Annotated in this window: 28 protein-coding genes; 8 read left to right on the forward strand and 20 right to left on the reverse strand. The window is 70.6% G+C overall.

Annotation, left to right across the window (positions count from 1 at the left end):
* Nucleotides 1-113 precede the first annotated feature (113 nt).
* Together ACFYOH_RS04415 and ACFYOH_RS04420 are read right to left on the reverse strand one after the other, a co-directional pair.
* Nucleotides 114-1568 carry an alkaline phosphatase PhoX gene (locus ACFYOH_RS04415; protein WP_388621096.1) on the reverse strand — a complete coding sequence of 485 codons (1455 nt, stop codon included), beginning with the start codon at nucleotides 1566-1568 and terminating at the stop codon, nucleotides 114-116.
* 184 nt (nucleotides 1569-1752) lie between these two features.
* Nucleotides 1753-3180 (reverse strand): hypothetical protein, encoded by a 1428-nt coding sequence (locus tag ACFYOH_RS04420; protein ID WP_388621098.1) that lies wholly within the window; start codon nucleotides 3178-3180, stop codon nucleotides 1753-1755.
* A gap of 266 nt (nucleotides 3181-3446) precedes the next feature.
* Between ACFYOH_RS04420 and ACFYOH_RS04425 the strand changes: the two genes are divergently transcribed.
* Entirely contained in the window at nucleotides 3447-5273 is a 1827-nt protein-coding gene (locus ACFYOH_RS04425) for an endonuclease/exonuclease/phosphatase family protein (RefSeq protein WP_388621100.1), read from the forward strand.
* A 90-nt stretch (nucleotides 5274-5363) separates the two neighbouring features.
* On the opposite strand, the gene ACFYOH_RS04430 is transcribed toward ACFYOH_RS04425, so the two are convergent.
* The 3 genes from ACFYOH_RS04430 to ACFYOH_RS04440 form a co-directional block, all read right to left on the reverse strand.
* Nucleotides 5364-5888 carry a DUF3618 domain-containing protein gene (locus tag ACFYOH_RS04430; RefSeq protein ID WP_388621102.1) on the reverse strand — a complete coding sequence of 175 codons (525 nt, stop codon included), beginning with the start codon at nucleotides 5886-5888 and terminating at the stop codon, nucleotides 5364-5366.
* A 304-nt stretch (nucleotides 5889-6192) separates the two neighbouring features.
* Nucleotides 6193-6894, reverse strand: a complete 702-nt coding sequence (locus ACFYOH_RS04435) for a hypothetical protein (protein ID WP_388621104.1) — start codon at nucleotides 6892-6894, stop codon at nucleotides 6193-6195.
* Complete coding sequence (locus ACFYOH_RS04440) at nucleotides 6891-7040, reverse strand: hypothetical protein (RefSeq protein WP_388621105.1); 150 nt, start codon at nucleotides 7038-7040, stop codon at nucleotides 6891-6893. The genes ACFYOH_RS04435 and ACFYOH_RS04440 overlap by 4 nt, the downstream gene beginning before the upstream one ends.
* A gap of 168 nt (nucleotides 7041-7208) precedes the next feature.
* Here ACFYOH_RS04440 and dapA point away from each other — a divergent pair, with 168 nt between their 5' ends.
* Both dapA and ACFYOH_RS04450 read left to right on the forward strand, forming a co-directional pair.
* Nucleotides 7209-8111: a 4-hydroxy-tetrahydrodipicolinate synthase gene (gene dapA / locus ACFYOH_RS04445; protein WP_388621107.1), complete on the forward strand. Its 903-nt coding sequence runs from the start codon at nucleotides 7209-7211 to the stop codon at nucleotides 8109-8111.
* Nucleotides 8112-8217: 106 nt separating this feature from the next.
* Nucleotides 8218-8721 carry a hypothetical protein gene (locus ACFYOH_RS04450; protein WP_388621109.1) on the forward strand — a complete coding sequence of 168 codons (504 nt, stop codon included), beginning with the start codon at nucleotides 8218-8220 and terminating at the stop codon, nucleotides 8719-8721.
* A gap of 68 nt (nucleotides 8722-8789) precedes the next feature.
* Here the strand turns inward: ACFYOH_RS04450 and dapD are convergent, their stop codons facing one another.
* The 3 genes from dapD to ACFYOH_RS04465 form a co-directional block, all read right to left on the reverse strand.
* The gene (gene dapD, locus ACFYOH_RS04455; RefSeq protein WP_388621111.1) at nucleotides 8790-9776 is read right to left on the reverse strand and encodes a 2,3,4,5-tetrahydropyridine-2,6-dicarboxylate N-succinyltransferase; all 987 of its coding nucleotides are present in this window, start codon (nucleotides 9774-9776) and stop codon (nucleotides 8790-8792) included.
* A gap of 64 nt (nucleotides 9777-9840) precedes the next feature.
* Entirely contained in the window at nucleotides 9841-10374 is a 534-nt protein-coding gene (locus ACFYOH_RS04460; RefSeq protein ID WP_388621112.1) for a TetR/AcrR family transcriptional regulator, read from the reverse strand.
* Nucleotides 10374-10697: a DMT family transporter gene (locus ACFYOH_RS04465; RefSeq protein ID WP_388621113.1), complete on the reverse strand. Its 324-nt coding sequence runs from the start codon at nucleotides 10695-10697 to the stop codon at nucleotides 10374-10376. Before ACFYOH_RS04465 ends, ACFYOH_RS04460 begins: the two co-directional genes overlap by 1 nt.
* A gap of 128 nt (nucleotides 10698-10825) precedes the next feature.
* On the opposite strand from ACFYOH_RS04465, the gene ACFYOH_RS04470 reads away from it, so the two are divergent.
* Nucleotides 10826-11617, forward strand: coding sequence for an AbfB domain-containing protein (locus ACFYOH_RS04470; protein WP_388621115.1), 792 nt, complete (start codon nucleotides 10826-10828; stop codon nucleotides 11615-11617).
* A gap of 68 nt (nucleotides 11618-11685) precedes the next feature.
* On the opposite strand, the gene ACFYOH_RS04475 is transcribed toward ACFYOH_RS04470, so the two are convergent.
* Genes ACFYOH_RS04475 through ACFYOH_RS04510 form a run of 8 tightly spaced genes read right to left on the reverse strand, consistent with a single transcriptional unit; the run spans nucleotide 11686 to nucleotide 18233 of the window.
* Entirely contained in the window at nucleotides 11686-12018 is a 333-nt protein-coding gene (locus tag ACFYOH_RS04475) for a metal-sulfur cluster assembly factor (protein ID WP_100825566.1), read from the reverse strand.
* Entirely contained in the window at nucleotides 12015-12482 is a 468-nt protein-coding gene (gene sufU, locus ACFYOH_RS04480; protein WP_388621118.1) for a Fe-S cluster assembly sulfur transfer protein SufU, read from the reverse strand. The genes ACFYOH_RS04475 and sufU overlap by 4 nt, the downstream gene beginning before the upstream one ends.
* 18 nt (nucleotides 12483-12500) lie before the next feature.
* On the reverse strand, nucleotides 12501-13757 hold the full coding sequence (locus tag ACFYOH_RS04485; protein WP_388621119.1) for a cysteine desulfurase: 1257 nt from the start codon (nucleotides 13755-13757) through the stop codon (nucleotides 12501-12503).
* Complete coding sequence (sufC, locus tag ACFYOH_RS04490) at nucleotides 13754-14518, reverse strand: Fe-S cluster assembly ATPase SufC (protein ID WP_388621121.1); 765 nt, start codon at nucleotides 14516-14518, stop codon at nucleotides 13754-13756. The genes ACFYOH_RS04485 and sufC overlap by 4 nt, the downstream gene beginning before the upstream one ends.
* A gap of 7 nt (nucleotides 14519-14525) precedes the next feature.
* Nucleotides 14526-14843 carry a bifunctional 3-phenylpropionate/cinnamic acid dioxygenase ferredoxin subunit gene (locus ACFYOH_RS04495; protein WP_153535175.1) on the reverse strand — a complete coding sequence of 106 codons (318 nt, stop codon included), beginning with the start codon at nucleotides 14841-14843 and terminating at the stop codon, nucleotides 14526-14528.
* Nucleotides 14840-16024, reverse strand: coding sequence for a Fe-S cluster assembly protein SufD (gene sufD / locus ACFYOH_RS04500; RefSeq protein WP_388621123.1), 1185 nt, complete (start codon nucleotides 16022-16024; stop codon nucleotides 14840-14842). Before sufD ends, ACFYOH_RS04495 begins: the two co-directional genes overlap by 4 nt.
* 56 nt (nucleotides 16025-16080) lie before the next feature.
* Nucleotides 16081-17502 carry a Fe-S cluster assembly protein SufB gene (sufB, locus tag ACFYOH_RS04505; protein WP_388621124.1) on the reverse strand — a complete coding sequence of 474 codons (1422 nt, stop codon included), beginning with the start codon at nucleotides 17500-17502 and terminating at the stop codon, nucleotides 16081-16083.
* Entirely contained in the window at nucleotides 17499-18233 is a 735-nt protein-coding gene (locus ACFYOH_RS04510) for a helix-turn-helix transcriptional regulator (protein WP_388621125.1), read from the reverse strand. Before ACFYOH_RS04510 ends, sufB begins: the two co-directional genes overlap by 4 nt.
* Before the next feature lie 182 nt (nucleotides 18234-18415).
* Here ACFYOH_RS04510 and ACFYOH_RS04515 point away from each other — a divergent pair, with 182 nt between their 5' ends.
* Genes ACFYOH_RS04515 through ACFYOH_RS04530 form a run of 4 tightly spaced genes read left to right on the forward strand, consistent with a single transcriptional unit; the run spans nucleotide 18416 to nucleotide 22016 of the window.
* On the forward strand, nucleotides 18416-19210 hold the full coding sequence (locus tag ACFYOH_RS04515) for an aminoglycoside N(3)-acetyltransferase (protein ID WP_388621127.1): 795 nt from the start codon (nucleotides 18416-18418) through the stop codon (nucleotides 19208-19210).
* A 53-nt stretch (nucleotides 19211-19263) separates the two neighbouring features.
* Nucleotides 19264-20187, forward strand: coding sequence for an ABC transporter ATP-binding protein (locus ACFYOH_RS04520; protein ID WP_388621128.1), 924 nt, complete (start codon nucleotides 19264-19266; stop codon nucleotides 20185-20187).
* 53 nt (nucleotides 20188-20240) lie between these two features.
* Nucleotides 20241-20957 (forward strand): ABC transporter permease, encoded by a 717-nt coding sequence (locus ACFYOH_RS04525; protein WP_388622302.1) that lies wholly within the window; start codon nucleotides 20241-20243, stop codon nucleotides 20955-20957.
* Nucleotides 20958-21005: 48 nt separating this feature from the next.
* Nucleotides 21006-22016, forward strand: coding sequence for a heme A synthase (locus ACFYOH_RS04530; RefSeq protein WP_388621129.1), 1011 nt, complete (start codon nucleotides 21006-21008; stop codon nucleotides 22014-22016).
* Between the two features lies 1 nt (nucleotide 22017).
* On the opposite strand, the gene ACFYOH_RS04535 is transcribed toward ACFYOH_RS04530, so the two are convergent.
* The 4 genes from ACFYOH_RS04535 to ACFYOH_RS04550 all read right to left on the reverse strand — a co-directional run bounded on the left by ACFYOH_RS04535 (nucleotide 22018) and on the right by ACFYOH_RS04550 (nucleotide 25377).
* Nucleotides 22018-22758 (reverse strand): nucleotidyltransferase domain-containing protein, encoded by a 741-nt coding sequence (locus ACFYOH_RS04535; protein ID WP_388621131.1) that lies wholly within the window; start codon nucleotides 22756-22758, stop codon nucleotides 22018-22020.
* A gap of 18 nt (nucleotides 22759-22776) precedes the next feature.
* Complete coding sequence (locus tag ACFYOH_RS04540) at nucleotides 22777-23883, reverse strand: amidohydrolase family protein (RefSeq protein WP_388621133.1); 1107 nt, start codon at nucleotides 23881-23883, stop codon at nucleotides 22777-22779.
* Nucleotides 23884-24030: 147 nt separating this feature from the next.
* Nucleotides 24031-24351, reverse strand: a complete 321-nt coding sequence (locus ACFYOH_RS04545) for a hypothetical protein (protein WP_388621135.1) — start codon at nucleotides 24349-24351, stop codon at nucleotides 24031-24033.
* 69 nt (nucleotides 24352-24420) lie between these two features.
* Complete coding sequence (locus ACFYOH_RS04550; protein WP_388621137.1) at nucleotides 24421-25377, reverse strand: heme o synthase; 957 nt, start codon at nucleotides 25375-25377, stop codon at nucleotides 24421-24423.
* Between the last annotated feature and the right edge of the window lie 95 nt (nucleotides 25378-25472).

Raw genomic sequence — 25472 nt, forward strand, 5'->3', positions numbered from 1 at the left:
ACGCCATCCCCGCAACTACCTCGCCTTTCTTGGCCTCGCTGCAGCACTGTGCTGTTACAAGCGACTGCTCCGCCTCACCACATAGGACACCGTCTTAGTCCCCGCTTCGGGCGTTACCGCCGCTGCCGCTTCCAGGGCCCGGTGATGGCGAGCATGATGCCGGGCGTCTGGATGTTGGCGAACAGGGTCTTGCCGTCGGGCGAGAAGGTGACGCCGGTGAACTCGCTGTACTCCGGCGCCGCTTCGGTGCCGATGTTCAGTTCGTTGCGGGCGATCGGGTAGGTACGGCCGCTCTCGGTGGCGCCGAACAGGTGCTGGACGCCTTCGCCGTCCTCGGCGATGACCAGGCCGCCGTACGGGGAGACGGTGATGTTGTCGGGGCCCTCGAAGGCGCCGTCCTTGCCCGGGTCGGGGTTCACGCCGAACAGCACCTTCAGGGTGAGGGTCCGGCGCCGCGGGTCGTAGAACCAGACCTGGCCGTCGTGCTGGACCGGGCTCTCCGCACGGGCGTAGGAGGAGACGATGTAGGCGCCGCCGTCGCCCCACCACATGCCCTCCAGCTTGCGGGCGCGGGTGATCTGGCCGTCGGCGAACTGCTTGCGTACCGACACGGTCTTCGCATCGCGGTCGGGGACGTCGATCCAGTCGACGCCGTAGACCGTGCCGGTCTTCGTGGCGCGGGACAGGTCGTCCACGAACTTGCCGCCGGAGTCGAAGCACTTGAAGGCCTGGAGCACGCCGGCGTCGTCGGCGAGGGTGCGCAGCGCGCCGCGGCCGTGGCGGAAGTCCTCCGGCGGGGTCCAGCGGTACAGCAGGCCGTTGGGGCCGGCCGCGTCCTCGGTCAGGTAGAGGTGGCCGCGCTTGGGGTCGACGGCGACGGCCTCGTGGGCGTAGCGGCCCAGCGCCTTGACGGGCTTGGGGTCGCGGTTGGCCCGGCGGTCCTCCGGGTCGACCTCGAAGACATAGCCGTGGTCCTTGGTGAAGCCGTATCTGCCGGCCTTGCCCTCGGTCTCCTCGCAGGTCAGCCAGGTGCCCCAGGGGGTGCTGCCGCCGCCGCAGTTGGTGGCGGTGCCGGCGATGCCGACCCACTCGGCGACCTCGCCGCCGCGGCGGACCTCGACGACGGTGCAGCCGCCGGCCGCCGCCGGGTCGTAGACGAGCCCCTCGGTCAGCGGCACCGGGTGCGGCCAGTTGGCGCGGGCGCCGGCCAGTTCGTGGTTGTTGACCAGCAGGGTGGTGCCGCGGGGGCCCTCGAAGGTGGCGGTGCCGTCGTGGTTGGACGGGGTGAACTCGCCGGACTCCAGCCTGGTCCTGCCGCTGTAGGTGATGATCTCGTACGCGAAGCCGACGGGCAGGGCGAGGATGCCGTTCGGGTCGGGGACCAGCGGGCCGTAGCCGACGCCGCGGTGGTCGCCGTACGCCGAATCCGTCTCGGCGCTGTCGATGTCGGTGTCCGTCGCAGCGAGGGCGTTCGGCGCCGTGGCCAGCGCGCCGACACTGCCCGCCAGGGCGACCCCGGCACCGGTGATCGCGGATTTTCTGGCGAAGTCCCTGCGGGTGAGCGACATGGTGTGTCTCCTGAGACGGTGGGAGTGCCGTGGAGGGTGGCGGACCCCGGTTCGGCGCACACGCTCCCGCCACACCTTGAACGGGACTTGAACAACGGACTACTTCAAAGGCCCTTGTTCAAGAATCCGTATGCGCCACCCCATGACCGCCCCAAGTCACGCCATGACCAGCTCAAGGAGTTTTTCAGGCCCCGTGCTGCGACCGTGCCTTGAACGCGGCCTTCCGCGCCTCCTTCGCGACCTTCTTGTCCGGATGCAGCCGCCCCATCGCCTCCAGCACATCGGCCGTGGCCGGGTGCCCCACCCGCCAGGCCGCGGAGAAGAACCCGCTGTGCTGCGCGGCCAGCCCCTCCACCAGCGCCTGGAGCTCCTCGGAGTTGCCCTCGGCCGCCAGCTGCGCGGCCACCGTGTCGATGGTCAGCCAGAACACCAGCTCCTCGGACGGCGCCGGCACACCCGCCGCGCCCCGTTCGCTGAGCCACACCCGGGCCAGCCCGCCCAGTTCCGGATCGTCCAGCACCTCCCGCAGCGCCGGCTCCGCCTCCCCGCCGATCAGCGACAGGGCCTGCTGGCAGCGCAGCCGGCGCAGCGGCGCGCCCGCGTCCGCACCCCGTGCCGCCGCCAGCAACTCCCGTGCGGCGTCGAGCGGTTCGCGCCGCGCGAGCCACAGCTCGGTCTCGGCGCGGGCGGCGGACTGCCCGAACCCGGCCGTACCGTCGAGCAGCGCGTCCGCACCCTTGTCGGCGAGCTCACCGACGGCCGGTGCCTGGAATCCGGCCTCCAGCAGCCGCGCCCGCAGCCCGTACACGCCGAGCGGGGTCAGTCGGACCATGCCGTAGCGCGAGACATCGGTGTCGTCGAGCTGCGCCGCCAGCTCCTCCTCGGCATCGGTCATCAACACCTCGTCCACCGGCTGGTACTCCACGAGCCCGACCGGCTCGAGCGCCCGGAACTGGTCGTCCAGCCGCATCATCGCGTCGGAGACCTGTTCCAGGACGTCGTTGGTGGGCTCGGCCATGCCGTCGGGGAGGATCATGGAGGCGGCCAGGGCGGGCAGCGGCACCGGCCCCTCGCCGGGGCCGTCCTCACTGACCGTCAGCAGATAGAGGTTGCCGAGGACGCCGTCCAGGAACTCCGCCTCCGCCTCGGGGTCCCAGTCGAGTGACGAGAAATCGATCTCGCCGCCCTCGTCCAGGGCATCGACCAGATCGTCCAGGTCGGGGACGCTGGCGTCGGCGACGACGGTCTCCAGCGCGGCGAGCCACACGGCGAGCACATCGGCCGGGGCGCCCCCGGTGAGCAGCTTCAGCTCCTCGCCGGCCCGGACCGTCCCGGCCTCCTCGTCCACGATCCCGACCAGCCCCGCGTCCATGGCGACCCGCCAGGCCTCACTGGCATACGCGGCGGCGTCGTCACCGCTCAGGGCGAGCAGGTCGGCGGCGGCCGGAAGCTGCTCCTCGACCAGTCCGCCGCCGGCGTCCACCCGGGTGTCGGGCCCGGCCCAGCGGGCGAGGCGGGCGGCGCGGGAGAGCAGCGGGGTGGACAGCGCGGCGCGTGCCAGCTCCGCTTCGGGGTGCAGCCGTACGGGCGGCAGGGGGGCGCTGTCTGACATCGGCTGGTTCTCCTCGGACCGTGATACGGGCTCAGCCGCTCAGCCTAGACGGATTTCCACCCATGCCGCCCGGTTCATCTCTCCGTCGGCCGCCGTACATGGCCGAAACCTTGACAACTCCCGTCGTCAGGCAGGAGATTGACGCGCGTAGAAGTTGGGGGGACAACTGTTCACTCGGCTCTACGCGTGTCACGGAGGGCTACGACCCCCACACGCTCCTGTTCCACCCTCGTCCCGGCGCATCGTCACGTCCCCGGAGGGAACCCTTGCCGAGCAGGTCTACCGCGCGCCTCGCCGCGCTCACCGTCGCCGCCGTCTGCAGCGCGGCGTCCGCCGTCGTCCTCACCTCTCCCGCGCACGCCGACTCGGTGCGCATCCACGACGTTCAGGGCACCACCCGAATATCGCCGTTCGCGGGCCAGAAGGTGACGGATGTGCCGGGCATCGTCACGGCCACGCGGACGTACGGCTCGTCCAGAGGCTTCTGGATCCAGGATCCGAGCCCGGACGACAACCCGGCCACCAGCGAGGGCGTCTTCGTCTTCACCAGCTCCACGCCTAAGGTCGCGGTCGGCGACTCGGTGACGGTGACCGGCACGGTCTCCGAGTACGTCCCGGGCGGCACCGACTCCGGCAACCAGTCGGTCACCGAGATCACCAAGCCGACGATCACGACGGTCTCCACCGGCAACGCGGTCCCGGCGCCGGTCGTGATCGACGAGGACTCGGTCCCGGACGAGTACGCGCCGCAGGGCGACACCGCGGCCGGCGGCTCGATCAACGGCCTGACACTGGACCCCTCGAAGTACGCCCTGGACTACTACGAGTCCCTGGAGGGCATGAACGTCCAGGTCGAGGACACCCGCGTGGTCGGCCGCACCGACCCGTACAGCGAGCTGTGGGTCACGGTGAAGCCGTGGGAGCACCGCAACGTGCGCGGCGGCACGGTCTACGGCTCCTACGACTCCCAGAACACCGGCCGGCTGCAGATCCAGTCGCTGGGCTCGACCGCCGACTTCCCGAAGGCGAACGTCGGCGACACCCTGGAGGGCGCCACCACCGGCCCGCTGGACTTCAACCAGTACGGCGGCTACACCCTGGTGGCGAGCAAGCTCGGCACTCTGCAGAGCGGCGGCCTGGAGCGCGAGACCACGCGCAAGCAGTCGGGCCGCGAGCTGGCCGTGGCCACCTACAACGTCGAGAACCTCGACCCGTCGGACAAGACGTTCGACCAGCACGCCGCCGCGATCGTGAACAACCTGCAGTCGCCGGACATCGTGTCCCTGGAGGAGATCCAGGACAACAACGGCGCCACGGACGACGGCACGGTCGACGCGAGCGTCACCGTGAACAAGCTGATCGACGCGATCGTCGCGGCGGGCGGCCCGAAGTACGACTGGCGCTCGATCGACCCGGTCAACGACCAGGACGGCGGCGAGCCGGGCGGCAACATCCGCCAGGTGTTCCTGTTCAACCCGGAGCGGGTGTCCTTCGTGGACCGCGCGGGCGGCGACTCCACCACCGCGGTCGGCGTCACCAAGGAGTACGGCAAGGCCGAGCTGACGGTCTCCCCCGGCCGGATCGACCCGGCGAACGCGGCCTGGAAGGACAGCCGCAAGCCGCTGGTCGGCCAGTTCGTCTTCCGGGGCAAGACCGTCTTCGTGATCGCCAACCACCTGATCTCCAAGGGCGGCGACCAGGGCCTGACCTCGCAGTACCAGCCTCCGACGCGCAGCTCGGAGATCCAGCGCCACGCACAGGCGACCGAGGTGAACGCGTTCGTCAAGGACATCCTGGCCGTCCAGAAGAACGCGAACGTCATCGCGCTCGGCGACATGAACGACTTCGAGTTCTCCGGGACGGCGAAGATCCTCGAGGGCGACGGCGAGCTGTGGTCGGCGATCAAGTCGCTGCCCAGGAGCGAGCGTTACACCTACGACTACCAGGGCAACGAGCAGGTCCTGGACCAGATCCTGATCAGCCCGGCGATCCGGCGCGGCTGTGACTTCGACTACGACTCCGTCCACACCAACTCGGAGTTCAACGACCAGATCAGCGACCACGACCCGCAGGTGCTGCGCTTCCGTCCGTGAGCGAAGCCGCTCTCAGGGCTGGCTGAACACTCCGTTCAGCCAGCCCTGCCAGGCGGACGACCTCGAATTCCTCCGACCCCCATGGGGCGGTCAATGGTGACGCTGCCGGCGCCGGACGACACCGGCCGTCACCGCGGCCGCGCCCAGCACGCCCACGGCGAGGACCGGTCCCGGATGCCGCATGCCCGCGCGCAGCGCGCCGCGCAGGGGCTGCGGGACGGAGTCCTCGACGGCATGGCCGGCGCGTCCGGCCCGGTGCTGGACGGCATGCCCGGCACGACTCGCCCGGCCCTGCGCCGCATGCCCCACCCGCGCGGCCCGGCCCTGCACCACATGCCCCGCCTGAGCGGCCCGGCCCTGCACCACGTGCCCCGCCTGTGCCGCCCGCCCCTGCACCACGTGGCCGGCCTGGGCGGCGCTCTCGCGCAGCTGCACGGTCATGGCACCGGCCTTGTCCTTCAGGTCGGCGGCCCGCACCCGGGCCCGGCCCTTCACATCGGCCCTGCCGACCAACTGGGCCACGGTCTCGCCGAGTTGGTGCCTGGTGTGCTCGATCTGCTGCCGCAGCTCGTCGGGCCCCTTGGCGCCCGACCCGTGCGGAATCCTGTGCTTCATCGATGTGCCCTTTCCCTGATCGCGTCGACGAACGGCTCCGCCTTCGCCGCTGTAGCGCTGAGCATGATGCCTCCTGAGGCCGCGCCCGGCGGGGAGGGGACCTGGCGCGTGGTCTCCGCCCGCAGCGGCCGGCGAAAACGCGCGCCCTCGAAGGACAGCGCGCCGCACCGAGGCCGGACACCACCCGGCGCGGCACCGACCCACAACCCACCGTAGGCGCGACCCCGGCCACGACGCACCCGCACGAGCCGCCCCAGGCATCCGCACCCACGCTCCAGACGTCGGGTACCCGGCCCGAAGACAGTCAGTCCCGCTCGACGCCCCCGCCCCCGCCCCCGCGCTCGCCGAGGCGCGCGAGTTGGCTCTGAAACCAGTCGAGTCGCGCCTGCAACAACGCTGCCTCGGCGACGAGTTCAGGCACCCCGGGCTCCACTGCACCCGCCGACTCGGCGGCCGGGACCCCGATGTCACCACCCCGTGCCACCACCCGCACCCCGTGCCCGGCCAGCCGGGCGAAACCGACGAGCGAAACCGACGTACGGCCGCGCACACAGCCGCCGCAGACGGGAGCGAGGGCCCGCCAGCCGGGCCTGCCCCAGCCGGCGTCGCCGAGCGCGACCGCGGTGGCACCACAGGCGCACGGACCGGCGGTGGCCGAGCGCACCCGCTGCCGGGCATAGCGAAAGCCGCGCTCGAAGCGGATGTAGGCACCGAGCACGGAGACCTCCAGCAGCAGGGCGGTCCGGTGCTCGGCGGTGCACAGCATGGCCTCGGCGGCACCGCGGTCGTGGACACAGTGGAAGCCGCAGTCGCACAGCCGGGCCGGCGGCCGGTGCCGGCGGCCATAGACACACGCGGCGTCGTCGAGCACGGCGTACGGCAGCGCGCCGCCGAGCGACACGCCGGTGAACCCGGCCCGGGTGCCGTCCTGGGACAGCACCGGGTGGGCGATCTTGTATCCGGTCGGCGGCTCCGTCGGGCGTTCCGCGGGGAGCCGGAACCTCATCGGACGGCCGGAACCTCTTCACGGGCCGGCTCGGCCGGTCCGACTTCGCCGGGGACGGCGATCTCCGCGGGGAGCGAGGCCTGCTCCTCCTCGACGTGCGGCCGCTCCTCGGCGACTCCCGTGGCCAGTGCCTTGCCGAGCTTCATGGTGCCTCCCATGACGGACGTCGGTGACCCACCGGCCATAGTGACCCATGATGGGCCGAGTTGGACACAGGACCTTCGGCCACCGACCCGAACCCCTCAGCAATGCTTATCAATACCATGTAGAGAATTTAAGTAGAGCTTCACCGACAGGCCGCCGACACTACCCGTATGACAACCTCACGCACCACCACCCGCCCCTTCGGCCGCACGCTCTGCGCGATGATCACGCCGTTCACCGAGGACGGCGCCCTCGACCTGGACGGCGCCCGGAAGCTGGCCGCGTGGCTGGTGGCCGAGGGGTGCGACGGCCTGGTGCTGAACGGCACCACGGGCGAATCGCCCACCACCACGGACGCGGAGAAGACGGAGCTGGTCACGGCCGTCCGGGAGGCGGTCGGCGACCGGGTGTCCCTGGTCGCGGGCGTGGGCAGCGCCGACACCCGGCACACCGTCGAGCTGGCCCTGGCGGCCGAGCAGGCGGGCGCCGACGGCGTGCTGGTGGTGACGCCGTACTACAGCAGGCCGCCACAGCAGGCGGTGGAGGCGCACTTCCGCGCGGTCGCCGACGCGAGCGGACTGCCCGTGATGCTCTACGACATCCCGGGCCGCACCGGTACCCGGATCGAACCGGACACGATCATCCGCCTCGCCGCGCACCCGAGGATCGTGGCCGTCAAGGACTGCTCCTACGATTTCCTCGGCACCCAGAAGGTGCTGGCCCACACGGACCTGGCGTACTACGCGGGCTGCGACGAGCACGTACTCGCGCTGTACGCGGTCGGCGCGGCGGGCTGTGTGAGCACGGTGGCGAACGCCGTACCCGGCCGGATCGCCGCGATCCTCGACGCCTTCGACGCCGGCGGCACCGCCCGGGCGGCCGAACTCCAGTTGCGCGCGACGCCGTTGATCGAGGCAATGATGGGCGCGGGCCTGCCCGGCACGGTCACCGCCAAGGCCCTTCTCGCCCGCCTGGGCCTGCCCGCGGGCCCGGTGCGCGCACCCCTGCTGCCCGCCGACCAGGAGGCGGCCGACGGACTGCTGGCGCGCCACGAGGCGCTCACGACGGCCTGATCAACACTCGGCACCGCTTGCCGCCCCGGGCGACGACCGAGGATCCCGTCCGGAGCCGGAGAAAACCCCGAGGACCGGCCCGCCTCCCCTGTCGTACGGTGGCCCGGTGAGCCGCCCCCTGCTGTTCCTGGACGTCGACGGCCCCCTCAACCCGTACGCGGCCCAGCCGGAACGCCGCCCCGAGGGCTATACGACGATCCGGGTGCCCGAGTTCTCCCGGCGCCCGCTGCGCGTCTGGCTGAACCCCCGCCACGGCCCGGCCCTGCTCCGGCTCGGCTACGAACTGGTCTGGGCGACGAGCTGGATGGCCGAGGCCAATGTCTGGATCGCCCCCGTCGTGGGCCTGCCGGAGCTGCCGTACCTCGACTTCGGCACGGGCCTGTTCGCCGAGCGACCGGACGGCGTGCACTGGAAGACCGAGGCGATCGTGGCGTACGCCGATGGCCGCCCGTTCGCCTGGGTCGACGACGAGCAGAGCGCGGCGGACACCGCGTACGTGGCCGCCCGTCACCCCGCCCCGGCCCTGCTCCATCACGTGAACCCGAGAATCGGCCTGCGCGAGGACGACTTCGCGGCACTGCGGGAGTTCGCGACGCCGACGTCCGTATGACACAGCGCCATCCGCATGACACAGCGCCCTCCACCACACACGGCGGAGGGCGCTGAGGCGCGGTCGGGTCAGTTGTGGCTGTGCAGGATGTCGTTCAGGCCGCCCCAGACCGCGTTGTTCGGGCGGGCCTCGACCACGCCGGTGACCGAGTTGCGGCGGAAGAGGATGTTCGAGGCGCCGTTCAGCTCGCGGGCCTTGACGATCTGGCCGTCGGGCATGGTGATCCGGGTGCCGGCGGTGATGTAGAGGCCGGCCTCGACCACGCACTCGTCGCCGAGCGCGATGCCGACGCCCGCCTCGGCGCCGATCAGGCAGCGCTCGCCGATGGAGATGATCACGTTGCCGCCGCCGGACAGGGTGCCCATGGTGGAGGCGCCGCCGCCGATGTCGGAGCCGTTGCCGACCACGACTCCGGCGGAGATCCGGCCCTCGACCATGGAGGTGCCGAGCGTGCCGGCGTTGAAGTTGACGAAGCCCTCGTGCATGACCGTGGTGCCCTCGGCGAGGTGCGCGCCGAGGCGGACCCGGTCGGCGTCGGCGATGCGGACGCCCTTGGGGACGACGTAGTCGGTCATGCGCGGGAACTTGTCGATCGAGGTGACCTGCAGGTGCAGGCCCTCGGCGCGGGCGTTCAGCCGCACCTTCTCGATGTCGTCCACGGCGACCGGGCCGAGCGAGGTCCAAGCGACGTTGGCGAGGTGGCCGAAGATGCCGTCCAGGCTCTGGCCGTGCGGCTTGACCAGGCGGTGCGAGAGCAGGTGCAGACGCAGATAGACGTCATGCGCGTCGATCGGCTTCTCGTCGAGCGAGGCGATGACCGTGCGGACCGCGACCACCTCGACGCCCCGGCGGGCGTCCGGGCCGATCGCCGCGGTCGCGCCGCCGCCCAGCAGCTCAGCCGCCTGCTCGGCGGTGAGTCGCTCGGTGCCGGCCGGGCCCGGCTCCGCGACCAGCTCGGGGGCCGGGAACCAGGTGTCGAGAACGGTGCCGTCGGAGGCGAGGGTGGCGAGGCCGGCGGCGACGGCGCCGGTGGTGCGGGAAGCAGAGTCGGTCATGGAAGAAAACCTAACGTGGGCGGGGTGGTCAGGGCGAACCGCGTCTCACGTGCCGGGCGCCGCTTCAGGGGATCAGCCGAGACAGGGCGGCGCGGGCGTACCCCTCGTCGTACGAACCGCCCGTCAGCAGCACCTGGAGACAGATCCCGTCCAGCAGGGCGAGCAGGGCGCGGGCGGTGACCGGGTCCGTGCGGCGGGCCAGCAGGGCCGCCGCCGCCTCGGTCCACTCGGCGGCGACGGGGCGCAGGGCGGGCCGGCGCAGGGCCTCCAGATACAGCTCGTACTCCAGCTCCACGCCCGTGCGGTCGCCGTCCAGCCACGCGCCGAGCGCGCGGGCGAGTTCGGCGGCGAGATCGCCCTCGCCGTCCTTGGGCAGCTGCTCGGCCAGCACCCGGCCGAAGTTCTCGTTCGACTGCCGCAGCGCGGCCACCATCAGCTCTTCGAGGGTGGCGAAGTGGTACGTCGTGGAGCCGAGCGGTACGTCCGCCTCGGCGGCGACCGAGCGGTGGCTGAGGCCTGCGATGCCGTCCCGGCCGACCACGCGGATCGCCGCGTCGATGAGGCGCCGGCGCCGGTCGGGGTCGTAGCGGCGGGGCATCAGTGACTCGCCCCGCCCAGGTTCAGCACGACTACTCCGCCGACGATCAGCAGGATGCCGCCTACCTTGGCCAGGCCCAGCCCCTCCCCGAACAGCAGCAGTCCGAGGAGGGCGATGGCCGCGGTGCCCACGCCGGACCAAATCGCGTACGCCGTGCCGATCTGGACGGTCTTCAGCGTCTGGGCGAGCAGCGCGAAGGAGACGAGGTAGCCCAGAGCCGTCACGAGCGAGGGCCAGAACCGGCTGAACCCCTCGCTGTACTTCATCGCCGTCGTCGCGGCGACCTCGGCGGCGATGGCGCCGGCGAGTGTCAGATATCCCATGTGTACAAGCGTACACAAGGATGCGTACGGGCGTACACAACCGATACGTACGAGCGTACGCAAGGAGGAAATTTCACTTTCATAGAAACCGCTCGCTGAGCCGTCTTCCGGCGCTAATGTGCGGGGCCATGCCCGACCACACCCCCCATCCCTGGGAGACCGGCTGGACCGCCGATTCCTCCCGCTCCTCCGGCACCCGAAGACTCTGGCTGGCCGGCGCGCTGGCGCTCGCGGTGGTCACCGCCTGCATCACGGCGCTGGCGGTGAACGACGGACCGCCGCACACCACGACCGCCGCACAGCCGACCGGAGCCCCCACGGACAACGGCCCCGGCCTGCTCTCCTTCGCCTCGCCGTCGGCGAGTACGGCCGCTGCGGCCGGAGGCAGAACCACGGCGGCGTCGGTGACACCACCCGCCACCGCCCCGTACCCGACCCAGAGCCCGAAACCCACACCGTCCAAGTCACCGGCCGAGCAGGGGAGTTCCACAAAACCCGCCTCCACCCGGCGATCGGTCCGCTCCCTGAACTACCCCGACCGCTACTGGCACATCAGCGGCGACTTCGTACGGCTCGACCCGGTCACCACCCCGGCCGACCGCCGCGCCGCGAGCTTCACTGTCGTCAAAGGCCTTGCCGACAGCTCCTGTTACTCCTTCGCGACGGCGGACGGCGGCTATCTGCGCCACCGGAACTTCCTCCTGCGCGCCGAACACGACGACGGCACGCCCCTGTTCCGCCAGGACGCCACCTTCTGCCCCCGCCCCTCCTCCATCGGCGGAGCGACCATGCTGGAGTCGGTCAACTACCCCGGCCGCTTCCTGCGCCACCAGAACTTCCAGCTGAGGCTGGACCCGTACCAGAACACCGGCCTCTACCGCGCCGACTCGGCGTTCCTGCTGGTGGACGGGCTGGGCTGAGCACCCGAAGCCCGGCCACGCGAAAGGGGCCACGGCACACGGCCATGGCCCCTTTCACAGGCGCTGTGTCAGACGTTGAAGCCGAGCGCCCGAAGCTGCTCGCGGCCGTCGTCGGTGATCTTGTCGGGGCCCCACGGGGGCATCCAGACCCAGTTGATGCGGAGTTCATTGACGAGGCCGTCCGTGGCGGACTTGGCCTGGTCCTCGATGACGTCCGTCAGCGGGCAGGCCGCGGAGGTCAGGGTCATGTCGACGGTCGCCACGTTGGAGTCGTCGATGTGAATGCCGTAGATCAGGCCGAGGTTGACGACGTCGATGCCCAGCTCGGGGTCGACCACGTCCATCAGGGCCTCGCGCAGCTCCTCCTCGGAGGCGGGCTTCATCTCTGCGGTGTCGGTCATGCCGTCTTCCTTTCGGCGTCGGCGCCACCCAGAGCCTGGGCCGTCGCGTCCTTCCACGCCATCCAGCTCAGGAGGGCGCACTTGACCCGCGCGGGGTACTTGGAGACACCGGCGAACGCGACCGCGTCCTCCAGGATTTCCTCCATCGCGTCGTCGGGCTCGATCCTGCCCTTGGACTGCATCAGCTCCAGGAAGGTCTCCTGGATCTTCTGCGCCTCGGTCAGTTCCTTGCCGACCAGCAGTTCGTTGAGGACCGACGCGCTCGCCTGGCTGATGGAGCAGCCCTGGCCCTCGTACGAGACGTCCGCGATCTTCGTGCCGTCGTACTTCACGCGGAGGGTGATCTCGTCGCCGCACGTCGGGTTCACATGGTGCACCTCGGCGTCGCCATCCCGCAGACCACGCCCATGGGGGTTCTTGTAGTGGTCCAGGATGACTTCCTGGTACATCGAGTCCAGCTTCACGGTTTCAGCTCACGCCTCTCAGCCGAAGAAGTTCCGTACGTGCTCCAGCCCCTCGACCAGTGCGTCGATCTCGGCCGGCGTGGAGTACAGATAGAACGACGCTCGCGTGGTCGCAGGAATTCCGTACCGGAGGCAGACGGGCCGCGCGCAGTGGTGGCCCACACGGACCGCGATGCCCTGCTCGTCGAGGACCTGGCCCACGTCGTGCGGGTGGATGTCACCGAGCGTGAAGGAGATCGCGGCACCCCGGTCCTCGGCCGTGGTGGGGCCGATGATCCTCAGGTCCGGGACCTTCTGCAGTCGCTGCACCGCGTACTCGGTGAGCGCGTGCTCATGGGCGAGGATCTTCTCCATGCCGATCGACTGGAGGTAGTCGATCGCCGCGCCGAGACCGACCGCCTGGGCGATCGGGGGCGTGCCCGCCTCGAACTTGTGCGGCGCCGGGGCATAGGTGGAGGAGTGCATCGAGACCGTCTCGATCATCTCGCCGCCGCCCAGGAAGGGCGGAAGGTCCTCCAGCAGCTCCTGGCGGCCCCACAGGACGCCGATGCCCGTCGGGCCGCACATCTTGTGGCCGGTGAAGGCCACGAAGTCGGCCTGCAGGGCCTGCACGTCCAGCGGCATGTGCGGGGCGGCCTGGGAGGCGTCGATGCAGACCAGCGCGCCGACCTCCTGGGCGCGGCGCACTATCGCCTCGACCGGGTTGACCGTGCCCAGGATGTTCGACACCAGCACGAAGGAGACGATCTTCGTCTTCTCGGTGATGATCTCGTCGATGTTGGTCAGGTCCAGCCGGCCGTCGTCCGTCAGACCGAACCACTTCAGCTTCGCGCCGGTGCGCTGCGCCAGCAGCTGCCACGGCACGATGTTGGAGTGGTGCTCCATCTCCGTGATGACGATCTCGGTCTCGTGGTCCACCCGGTAGGGCTCCTCGGCCCAGCCCAGCATGTTCGCCACGAGGTTCAGCGACTCGGAGGCGTTCTTGGTGAAGATCACCTCGTCGCGGCTCGGCGCGTTGACGAACGCGGCGACCTTGTCGCGCGCGCCCTCGTACAGCGCCGTGGCCTCCTCGGCGAGCACATGCACACCGCGGTGGACGTTGGCGTTGTAGCGCTCGTAGTACTCGCTCAGGGCGTCCAGCACCTGGCGCGGCTTCTGCGAGGTCGCCGCGTTGTCCAGGTACACGAGCTTCTTGCCGTCGTGGACCTGTCGGTCCAGGACGGGGAAGTCCTTGCGGATCGCCTCGGTGTCGAGGAGGCCCGGCAGCTGTGTCACGCGGATACGCCACCCTTCGTGTATGCCTCGTAGCCCTCGTCCTCCAGCTTGTCGGCCAGCTCGGCACCGCCGGACTCGACGATCCGGCCACCGGAGAAGACGTGGACGAAGTCGGGCTTGATGTAGCGCAGGATGCGCGTGTAGTGCGTGATCAGCAGGGTGCCGACCTCGCCGGTCCCGCGGACGCGGTTGACGCCCTCGGAGACGATGCGGAGCGCGTCGACGTCCAGACCGGAGTCCGTCTCGTCGAGGATCGCGACCTTCGGCTTGAGCAGCTCCAGCTGGAGGATCTCGTGGCGCTTCTTCTCACCGCCGGAGAAGCCCTCGTTGACGTTGCGCTCGGCGAAGGACGGGTCCATGTTGAGGCGCTCCATGGCCTCCTTGACCTCCTTCACCCAGGTGCGCAGCTTGGGGGCCTCGCCGCGGACGGCGGTGGCGGAGGTGCGCAGGAAGTTGGAGACCGAGACGCCGGGGACCTCGACCGGGTACTGCATCGCCAGGAACAGGCCGGCGCGGGCCCGCTCGTCGACGGACATCGCCAGGACGTCCTCGCCGTCGAGGGTGACGGTGCCGTTGGTGATCGTGTACTTCGGGTGACCCGCGAGGGAGTAGGCGAGGGTCGACTTGCCGGAGCCGTTGGGGCCCATGATGGCGTGCGTCTCGCCCTGCTTCACGGTGAGGTCGACGCCCTTGAGGATCTCCTTCGTGGCGTTGTCGGCCTCGACGGTGACGTGCAGGTCTCGGATTTCAAGCGTTGCCATGGGTGCCTCAGGACTCCTGGGTGAGGGAGACGAGAACGTCGTCCCCTTCGATCTTGACGGGGTATACGGGGACGGGGCGCGTGGCCGGGAGGCCGGACGGCTTGCCGGTGCGCAGGTCGAAGGAGGAGCCGTGCAGCCAGCACTCGATCTGGCAGTCCTCCACCTCGCCCTCGGAGAGCGAGACGTTCGCGTGGGAGCAGATGTCGTGGATCGCGAACACCTCGCCCTCGGTCTTGACGACCGAGACCGGCGTGCTGTCGATCTCCACCCGCTTCGGGGTGTCCTCCTCCAGCTCGCTCAGCCCGCAGACACGTACGAAGGTCATGCGACCGAAGCCTCCAGCTCCTCCTCGATCTTGGCGAGCAGGCGCTCCTGGATGTCGGCGACGCCGATCTGCTGGACCAGCTCGGCGAAGAAGCCGCGGACCACCAGACGGCGGGCCTCGTGCTCCGGGATGCCGCGGGCCATCAGATAGAAGAGCTGCTCGTCGTCGAAGCGGCCGGTGGCGGAGGCGTGGCCGGCGCCGACGATCTCGCCGGTCTCGATCTCCAGGTTCGGCACCGAGTCGACGCGCGCGCCGTCCGTGAGGACGAGGTTGCGGTTCATCTCGTAGGTGTCCGTGCCCTCGGCCTTGGCCTCGATGAGCACGTCGCCGATCCAGACCGCGTGCGCGTCGTCGCCCTGGAGCGCGCCCTTGTAGACGACGTTCGAGTGGCAGTGCGGGGTGTTGTGGGTGACCAGCAGGCGGTGCTCCTGGTGCTGCCCGGCGTCGGTGAAGTACAGGCCGAACAGCTCGGCCTCGCCGCCGGGGCCGGCGTAGGTCACGCGCGGGTGCAGGCGGACGACGTCACCGCCGAAGGTGACGACGACGGACTTGAAGGAGGCGTCCCGGCCGACCAGCGCGTTGTGCTGGGCCACATGGACGGCCTTGTCGTCCCAGTCCTGGACGGAGACGACGGTCAGCTTGGCGCCGTCGCCCAGGACGTAGTCGACGTTGGCGGCGAGCACGACGTCACCGGTGTGGTCGATGACCACGACGGCCTCGGCGAAGGCGCCCAGCTCGATCACCTGGTGGGCGTAGGCGACCCCGCCCTCGCCGTGCGCGGCGATCCGGATCGGCTCGGTGAGCACCGTCTCCTTGGGGACGGTGATCACGCCGGCCTTCTCGAACGCCGAGTACGCCTGGGCGGCGACGCGGTCCACCGGGGTGCCCGCCCTGCCGAGGCGGGCGTCGTCGCGGCCGACGGTCTCGACGGTGACGCCCTCGGGGGCCTGGACGGTGACCTTCACGCCCCCGCCGTTCGCGACGGCGGTGCCGTCGTGCAGCCCGCGCAGGCGCTCCAGCGGGGTGAACCGCCACTCCTCCTCGCGGCCGTGCGGGACCGGGAAGTCCGCCACGTCGAAGGACGGGGGCGCGCTCATGCGCGAGACGACGGTCGACTCCGCGGCGACCGCGATCTGGCCGGCGGTGGTGGAGCCCACCGGGGTGTTCTGAGCCTCAGCCATGGCTGTCGTAGTGCTCGCTTTCTGAGTAAGACGTGTGCTGACCGATGGGGCGGGCCTTAGCCGACCGCGCCTTCCATCTGCAGCTCGATCAGCCGGTTGAGCTCGAGGGCGTACTCCATGGGCAGCTCCTTGGCGATCGGCTCGACAAAGCCGCGCACGATCATCGCCATCGCCTCGAACTCGGAGAGGCCGCGGCTCATCAGGTAGAAGAGCTGGTCCTCGGAGACCTTGGAGACGGTCGCCTCGTGACCCATGGACACGTCGTCCTCGCGGACGTCGACGTAGGGATACGTGTCGGAGCGGGAGATGGTGTCGACCAGCAGCGCGTCGCACAGCACGTTCGACTTGGAGCCGTGGGCACCCTCGCCGATCTCGACCAGGCCGCGGTACGAGGTACGGCCGCCACCGCGCGCCACCGACTTGGAGACGATGTTGGACGAGGTGTTCGGCGCCATGTGGACCATCTTCGAACCGGCGTCCTGGTGCTGGCCCTCGCCCGCGAAGGCGATGGAGAGGGTCTCGCCCTTGGCGTGCTCGCCCATCAGGTAGACGGCCGGGTACTTCATCGTCACCTTGGAGCCGATGTTGCCGTCGATCCACTCCATGGTCGCGCCCTCGTAGGCCACGGCGCGCTTGGTGACCAGGTTGTAGACGTTGTTCGACCAGTTCTGGATGGTCGTGTAGCGGCAGCGGGCGTTCTTCTTGACGATGATCTCGACGACCGCGGAGTGCAGCGAGTCCGACTTGTAGATCGGGGCGGTGCAGCCCTCGACGTAGTGCACGTAGGCACCCTCGTCGACGATGATCAGCGTCCGCTCGAACTGGCCCATGTTCTCCGTGTTGATGCGGAAGTAGGCCTGGAGCGGAATCTCGACGTGCACGCCCTTCGGCACGTAGATGAAGGAGCCGCCGGACCACACGGCCGTGTTCAGGGCCGCGAACTTGTTGTCACCGGCGGGGATGACGGTCCCGAAGTACTCCTTGAAGAGCTCCGGGTGCTCCTTCAGGGCGGTGTCGGTGTCGAGGAAGATGACGCCCTGCTCCTCCAGGTCCTCGCGGATCTGGTGGTAGACGACCTCCGACTCGTACTGGGCGGCGACACCGGCGACCAGGCGCTGCTTCTCGGCCTCCGGGATGCCCAGCTTGTCGTAGGTGTTCCTGATGTCCTCGGGCAGGTCCTCCCAGGACTCCGCCTGCTTCTCCGTGGAGCGCACGAAGTACTTGATGTTGTCGAAGTCGATGCCCGAGAGGTCGGAGCCCCAGTTCGGCATCGGCTTCTTCTCGAAGAGCTTCAGGCCCTTCAGGCGCAGCTTGGTCATCCACTCCGGCTCCGACTTCTTGCCGGAGATGTCGCGGACGACCTCCTCGTTCAGGCCGCGCCTGGCGGAGGCACCGGCCACGTCGGAGTCGGCCCAGCCGTATTCGTACTTGCCCAGGCCCTCGAGCTCAGGGTGGACAGTCTCCGTGGGGAGAGTCATGCGGGGTTCCTCCCGGCCGTGGTTGCAGGTGCGTCAGTGGATGTCTTGGGGATGAACGTCGTGCAGACGCCGTCGCCGTGCGCGATGGTCGCCAGTCGCTGGACGTGGGTACCCAGCAGCTCGGCGAAGATCTCCGTCTCCGCCTCGCACAGTTGCGGGAACTGCTCCGCGACATGAGCGACCGGGCAGTGGTGCTGGCACAGCTGCTCGCCGACCGGTGCGTTGCGCGCCGTAGCAGCGTACCCGTCGACACTCAAGGCCTTGGCCAGGGCTTCGGCTCGCTTGTCCGGCGTGACCGCCTCGATCGCCTTGCGGTACGCGCTCGCCTGGGCGGCGATCCGGGCGCGGGCGAAGGCCGCGACCGCCTCGGGGCCTCCGCCCTGCTCTGCGATCCAGCGGAGCGCGTCCGCGGCGAGCTTGTCGTACGACTGGTCGAAGGCGTCCCGGCCGCAGTCGGTCAGCGCGAAGACCTTGGCGGGGCGGCCGCGCGTGCGCGTGCCGTACACACGCTGTTCGCGGGCCTCCACGACGTCGTCGGCGACCAGTGCGTCCAGGTGGCGCCGAACGGCCGCCTGGGTCAGCCCCAGCCGGCCGGCGAGTTCGGCGACGGTCGACGGGCCGTGGTCCAGGATGGAGCGCGCGACGCGGTTGCGCGTGGAGCGCTCACCGGTCGCGAGTTCCTCCTGCGGGACCCCCAGGGGGGTCTCCCGAGCCTCGCCGACGTTTTTCACAACGCCATTGTTGCGTAATTCCGCGGAGCCTGACAAGCGCCGTCCGGATCATCGAGCGGTGCCCTGCGTCACTTAGGCATACCTAATGTGACCTGCGGAAACGATCTCTGATCGATCACGGGCACTGTCCTGAGCAGGCAATTCGGTGGCGGCACGCGGGCCCGTCCGGAAGACTCGCGACCATGCCGACACCCCCTCCCACCGGCCCTCTCGTCACCCGCGACATCCTCGCCGCACAGCTGCGCCTTCTGGGTGTCGAGACCGGGGAAACCCTCCTCGTCCACTCCTCGCTCAGCTCTCTCGGCTGGGTGAACGGAGGAGCCGTCGCGGTCGTCCAGGGACTGCTCGACACACTGGGCCCTTCGGGCACGCTCGTCGTCCCCGCCCAGTCGGCCGACCTGTCGGACCCCGCGCTGTGGAGCAGACCGCCCGTGCCCCGGCAGTGGTGGGACCGGATCCGGGCGACCATGCCGCCGTACGACCCGCTGATCACCCCCACCCGCGGGGTCGGCGTGATCCCGGAGACCGTACGGACCTGGCCGGGTGCCCTGCGCAGCGCGCACCCGCACACCTCGTTCGCGGCGCTCGGCCCCCGCGCGCGGGAGATCACCGACGGCCACGCCCCCGACTGCCGGCTCGGCGAGCACAGCCCGCTGGCCCGGCTGGAGAAGCTGGGCGCCCGGGTCCTGCTGCTCGGCGCGGGCTACGACTCCTGCACCGCCTTCCACCTGGCCGAGTACCGGATACCCGCCCCGCTGGTGGAGGTCGGGCGGCCCGCTCCTGGTGGCGGCTGGGAGACGGTGGTCGAGGTGTCGATCGACGCCGACCGGTTCGACGAGCTGGGGCACGACTTCGAGCGGGACCGGCCCGTGGTGCGCGGGAAGGTGGGCGCGGCGGACGCCCGGCTGTTCCCGGTGGCGGACGCGGTGGCCTACGCCGAGCGGTGGCTGCCGCTGCACCGACCCCGGGAGGAGTGAGTTCCCCTACCCGCCGGTCCGGACGGCAAGCGGTCTCCCTAGACTCTGGGACCATGCGAAGTGAGCCTGTGGTCCAGGTCCAGGCCCTGGTGAAGCGGTACGGCACGAAGACCGCGGTGGACGGCCTCGACCTGGTGGCCGGGGCGGGCGTGACCGCCGTACTCGGTCCCAACGGGGCGGGGAAGACGACGACGGTCGAGACCTGTGAGGGGTACCGGAAGCCGGATTCCGGCACGGTGCGCGTCCTGGGCCTCGACCCCGTACGCCAGTCCGCCGAGCTGCGTCCCCGTATCGGCGTGATGCTCCAGTCCGGCGGCGTGTATTCCGGCGCCCGGGCCGACGAGATGCTCCGGCACGTGGCCAAGCTGCACGCGCACCCGCTGGACGTGGACGCCCTGATCGAGCGGCTGGGCCTCGGCAGCTGCGGCCGGACCGGCTACCGGCGGCTGTCCGGCGGCCAGCAGCAGCGCCTCGCGCTCGCCATGGCCGTCGTCGGACGCCCGGAGCTGGTGTTCCTGGACGAGCCGACGGCCGGCCTGGACCCGCAGGCCCGCCGGGCCACCTGGGACCTGGTGAAGGACCTGCGCGCCGACGGCGTCTCGGTGATCCTCACCACCCACTACATGGAAGAGGCCGAGCAGCTCGCCGACGACGTGGCGGTCATCGACGGCGGCCGGGTCATCGCCCAGGGCTCCCCGGAGGAGCTGTGCAAGGGCGGCGCCGAGAACACCCTGCGCTTCACCGGCCGCCCCGGCCTCGATGTGGGCTCCCTGCTGAAGGCCCTTCCGGCCGACTGCACGGCCGCAGAACTCACCCCGGGCGCCTACCGGGTCGTCGGCAAGGTCGACCCGCAACTGCTGGCCACCGTGACCTCCTGGTGCGCCCAGCACGGAGTGATGCCGGAGCGGATCTCGGTGGAGCGGCACACCCTGGAGGACGTCTTCCTGGAGCTGACCGGCAAGGAGCTGCGCTCGTGACGACTGCAACCGGTACGTACGCCCCCAAGCCGGGCGCGGCGCCGCTCCCCCGCATGATCGCGGCGCAGGCGGCCCTGGAGACGAAGATGCTGTTGCGCAACGGCGAGCAGCTGCTGCTGACCGTGGTCATCCCGACCCTGTTGCTGGCGCTCTTCAGCTCGGTGGACATCGTGGACACCGGCAAGGGCGAGGCGGTCGACTTCCTCGCCCCCGGCATCCTGGCGCTGGCGGTGATGTCGACCGCGTTCACCGGGCAGGCCATCGCGACCGGCTTCGAGCGCCGCTACGGCGTGCTCAAGCGGCTCGCCTCCTCGCCGCTGCCCCGCTGGGGCCTGATGACCGCGAAGACCGCGTCCGTGCTGGTCACCGAGGTCCTCCAGGTGATCCTGCTCACGGCGATCGCGTTCGCGCTGGGCTGGTCCCCGCACGGCAACCCAGCCGCCGTCCTGCTCCTGCTGATCCTCGGTACGGCCGCCTTCTCCGGCCTCGGCCTGCTGATGGCGGGCACGCTGAAGGCCGAGGCGACCCTGGCCGCCGCCAACCTGGTCTTCCTGCTGCTCCTCGTCGGCGGCGGCGTCATCGTGCCGCTGGAGAAGTTCGGCTCAAGCGCACAGCACGTGCTCGGGCTGCTGCCCATCTCGGCGCTCTCCGGCGGGCTGCGGGACGTGCTCCAGCACGGCGCCGGGATGCCGTGGGGCGACCTGGGCATCCTCGCGGTGTGGGCGGTCGTCGGGCTGGCCGCGGCGGGCAAGTTCTTCCGCTGGGAGTGAGCCCGCACGGCGGACCCTCGTGAAAGCGTGCACAAGCGGCGGCCTACGATGGTGGGCGTGCCCAAGCTGAACCCCGCCGACGCCGCAGCGGCCGTGCGCAACCCGCTCGCCTTCATCGCCGAACGCTGGACCCCCTCTCCCCGGACGGTCCAGCGGGCGGCCCTCGCCGCGCTCGTGATGTCGGTGGTCATCGTCGTCACCGGCGGCGCCGTCCGTCTGACCGGCTCCGGCCTCGGCTGCCCGACCTGGCCCGAGTGCACCGACGGCTCGCTGACGCCGACGACCGCGCTGAGCTACCACAGCGCGATCGAGTTCGGCAACCGGATGCTGACGTACGTGCTGTGCGCCGCGGTCGGCTGGGCGATCATCGCCGCCCGCTCCGAGAAGCCGTACCGGCGCAGTCTGACCCGGCTGGGCTGGGCGCAGTTCTGGCTGGTGATGAGCAACGCGATCCTCGGCGGCGTCGTGGTGCTGGTGGGCCTCAACCCGTACACGGTCGCGGCCCACTTCCTGCTGGCGACGGCCCTGACGACCGTCGCCGCGCTGATGTGGCAGCGCACCCGCGAGGGCGACGGCGCGCCCCGGCCGCTGGTCGGCAAGGCCGTGCAGCAGCTGGTGTGGTTCCTGGTGGCCGCGTCCCTGCTGCTCATCGCGATCGGCACGGTGGTGACCGGAGCCGGGCCGCACGCGGGCGACTCCAGCGACGTCAAGCGGATCCCCATCGACTGGGAGACGGTGGCCAAGCTGCACGCCGTGCTCGCCTGGATCGTGGTGACGCTGACCTTCGCGCTGTGGTTCGTGCTGAAGGCGGTGGACGCGCCGAAGAGCCCGCTCGCGCGCACCCGTGATCTGTTCCTGATCCTGCTCGGCCAGGGTGTGATCGGTTACGTGCAGTACTTCACCCACCTGCCCGAGCTGCTGGTGGGCCTGCACATGCTCGGCTCCTGCCTGGTGTGGATCGGTGTGCTGCGCGTCCTGCTGGCGCTGCGCGAACGCCCGGAGGCCATGCCGGACCTGCCCGGCCCCTCGGCCGAGATGACGGTGGGCACGCGCGCGTGAGTCACCCGTAGGTGGTGACCAGCGTGTCGATCGCCGGGCCGAGGTAGGCACGGGTCAGCTCGGCACGGCGGTCGCGCCAGTCCTGGGCGGCCGGGGCGGGGTCGTCGTCGTAACGCCGGCGGGTGATGTCCTCGACGACCTCCACAGGAGCGCCCAACGCCGGGAGTTCGGCGAGTGCCTCCCGCTTGGAGACCAGCCGCCCGTCGCGCAGGGTCACGGTGGCCCGGGCGAAGGTGAGCAGGCCCAGGTCCACCCACACGTCCTGCCGCCACAGCCGGGCCTTGTCCACCGCCGGGCGCCAGTAGTCCCGCTGGTCCCGTACGACGAAGTCGTGCAACTGCCGCTCCGGCACCCGCGGGAGCAGCCCGGCCGGGGATCCGCCGTACAGCACCCGCCCGAAGTCGTGCAGCTCGCGCCGGGTGACGGGGGTGACCGGGCGGCGCAGCACGCGTCCGTGGGCCCAGGTGAGGTGCGAGCGGTCCAGGTCGCCCAGGGTGGCCGGGGTCAGATAGCTGCAGTGGAGTTTCGGGGCGAGGGGTTCGGCCCGCAGCCGCCGGTGCAGGGCCGCCACCCGCCGTACGGTCCCGAGGCGCACCGGGCCCGGCAGTACGGCGATCAGGTCCAGGTCGCTGCGGCCCTCCTGATAGTCACCGCCGGCCAGTGAGCCGTGTGCCCACACCGCGCGGGGCCGCAGCGGCGTGAGTCCGTCGAGGAACCGGTCGAGCAGCGATGCGGTCGGCATCCGCCCAGTCTGGGCAGCTCACTCCAGTCCGTAAACCCGGCGCGCGTTGTCCGCCGCGACCATCTGGGCCACCCTCTGGGCGTCCTCCAGGGACCAGGCGCCCTCGGCGACCCAGATGCCCAGGACCCGGGCCAGCGCCTCGCGGAACAGCCGGGCGCCGACGACGTGCAGCTCGGGCAGGCCATGGGCGCCCGTGGAGAAGAGGATCTTGCCGAAGGGGGCCAGCTCCAGGATCTCGGCGAGGACGGTGGCCGCACGGGCGCCGGTGCGGACCAGTGCGGCGCCGGAGTCGGTGTAGACGTGCGGGAAGACGCCGGCCAGATGCGCGGCGTGGCGATGGTACGGGTAGCCGTGCAGCAGGATCAGGTCGGTGCCGAGGCCCGCCGTGGCCCGCACGAAGTCGGTGAGCAGCACGGGGTCGGTACGGTCGATGCGGGACGCCGGTTCGCCGAGCCCGGCGTGCAGTTGGAGCGGGAGGCCGGAGGCCACGGCGATCCACAGCAGATGCCGTAACAGCACCGGGTCGGTGAGCGGCCCGCCGACCCGCCGACCGGCCAGCCAACGGCCCGCCGCGCCCCGCACCTCCCCCGGTCCCGGCGGCTCGGGCGCGAGCGCCAGGCCGTGTCCCAGCCCCGCGACGGAGGTGAAGGCGACCGCGTTCGCGGCGGCGCCGTGCACCGACTCGGCGAGGTTGGCGAGGAAGGACTCGACGGTGCCGGAGGTGTCGGCGACCTGCTCTGCGAGCTGCTCCAGCCGGACGATTTCACGGGCGTCGGCATCGCCCGTGGACGCCAGCTCGGCCGGGCCGGTGAGGTCACCGGGCAGGCCGGTGTCGACGAGGTAGGTGGTGATGCCGCTGCCGCGCAGCAGCCTGCGGCCCGCTTCCAGGACGCCCAGTTCCCGGCGCCGGGCCAGATAGCGGGCGGGCGGGCAGTGCGGTTCCAGTCCGAGCAGGGGCGGGCACCAGCGCCGTACGGCGAATCCCGTCTGGGTGTCGAAGAGGGTGGTGCCCGCTGCGGGTGGGCCCTCGGTGCGGGCGAGTTGGGCCTCGAAGGTGCCGAGGCCCAGCTCTGTTCGCAGTACGCCGTGGCAGTACTGGTCCACGAGGGACGGCGTTTCGATCATCCCGGACTCCCCGTTGCACCGGCTTTCGCGGCTTAACGAGTGAACGGGGTTCGAGGTCGCGGATGGGCTCGGGAATGGGCGTTCGTCTGCGGCTACCGGTCCGTCATGGTCGCCCGCAGTTCCCTGCCCCCTTCAGGGGCGCGCTGTTCAGCCGCCGATCTGAATGCCGGCCATCCGCTTCCATTCGTACGAGCCCGTCTTCACCTTCGCCGCGAACTCGCCGTCGAAGGACTCGTGGACGGTGATACCGGCCTTCTCCACCGCCTGCTGGGCGATCTCGGTGCTGGGGGCCACCAGGTCGCCCCAGCCGCCGTCCTCGCCGACGAGGACGATGCGGGCACCGCGCTCGCCGATGTAGGCCACCTGGCCCTCGGCGCCGCCGTGGGCCTTGGCGAAGGCGCTGATCTCCCGGGCGAGCTTTGCGGCCTTGCGGTCGGCCCTCGCGTCAACCTGCTGCGTGTCTGCCATGGCCAGGATGCTACTCGTGGGTAGATCGACTGGCGAGAGCAGGGCTCTGTGACGTACGCCCGGCGTGTGTCAGCGCAGGAACGGGTCCACCGCGATCGCCACGAACAGCAGCGACACATAGGTGATCGACCAGTGGAACAGCCGCATCTCCTTCAGCTTCACGCCGGTGACCTCGGCCTTGGCCCGGTTCTGCAGCGCGTGCGCCTCCCACAGCCACCAGCCGCCGGCGGCCAGCGCGACGGCCGTGTAGAACCAGCCGGTGTAGCCGAGCGGGGTGAGCAGCAGGGAGACGGCGACCATCACCCAGCTGTAGATCACGATCTGCTTGGCGACGACCTTGTTGGAGGCGATCACCGGCAGCATCGGCACGCCCACGCGCGCGTAGTCGTCCTTCACCTTCATGGACAGCGGCCAGTAGTGCGGCGGGGTCCAGAAGAAGATCACCAGGAACAGGATGACCGGCGCCCAGGAGAGCGAGTCGGTCACGGCCGACCAGCCGATGAGCACGGGCATGCAGCCCGCGATGCCGCCCCACACGATGTTCTGCGAGGTACGCCGCTTGAGGAGCATCGTGTAGACGACGACGTAGAAGAGGAGTGCGCCGAGGGACAGCCAGGCGCTCAGCCAGTTGACGGTGAATCCGAACAGGAGCGTCGAGACGACCGCGAGGGTGATGCCGAAGGCGAGGCACTCGGGCGGGCTGACCATGCCGGTCACCAGCGGGCGCTGCGAGGTGCGGTCCATCAGGGCGTCGATGTCCCGGTCGATGTACATGTTGAGCGCGTTGGCGCCGCCCGCGGAGAGGTAGCCGCCGATGCAGGTGAGCAGGACCAGCCCCAGGTCCGGCACACCCTGCTGCGCCAGGAACATCACCGGAACGGTGGTGATGAGCAGCAGCTCGATGATCCGCGGCTTGGTCAGAGCCACGAACGCCTTGACACGGGCCCCGAACGGCCGGTGAACCGGGCCCTGGCTCGCACCACGAACCACACCCGCTGGACGGGATTCGACGGCCGTCACGCACACCCCTGACAGAGACTCCCAGCGAGCCTTCCCGGTGAAGTCGCGGTAAAGGCTCGCGCGTACCACGCCACTTTAGACGTTGCCCATACCCCGGCCTT

Origin of the sequence: Streptomyces sp. NPDC007856, assembly GCF_042868225.1 — a bacterium.
In the GTDB taxonomy this organism is placed as follows: domain Bacteria; phylum Actinomycetota; class Actinomycetes; order Streptomycetales; family Streptomycetaceae; genus Streptomyces.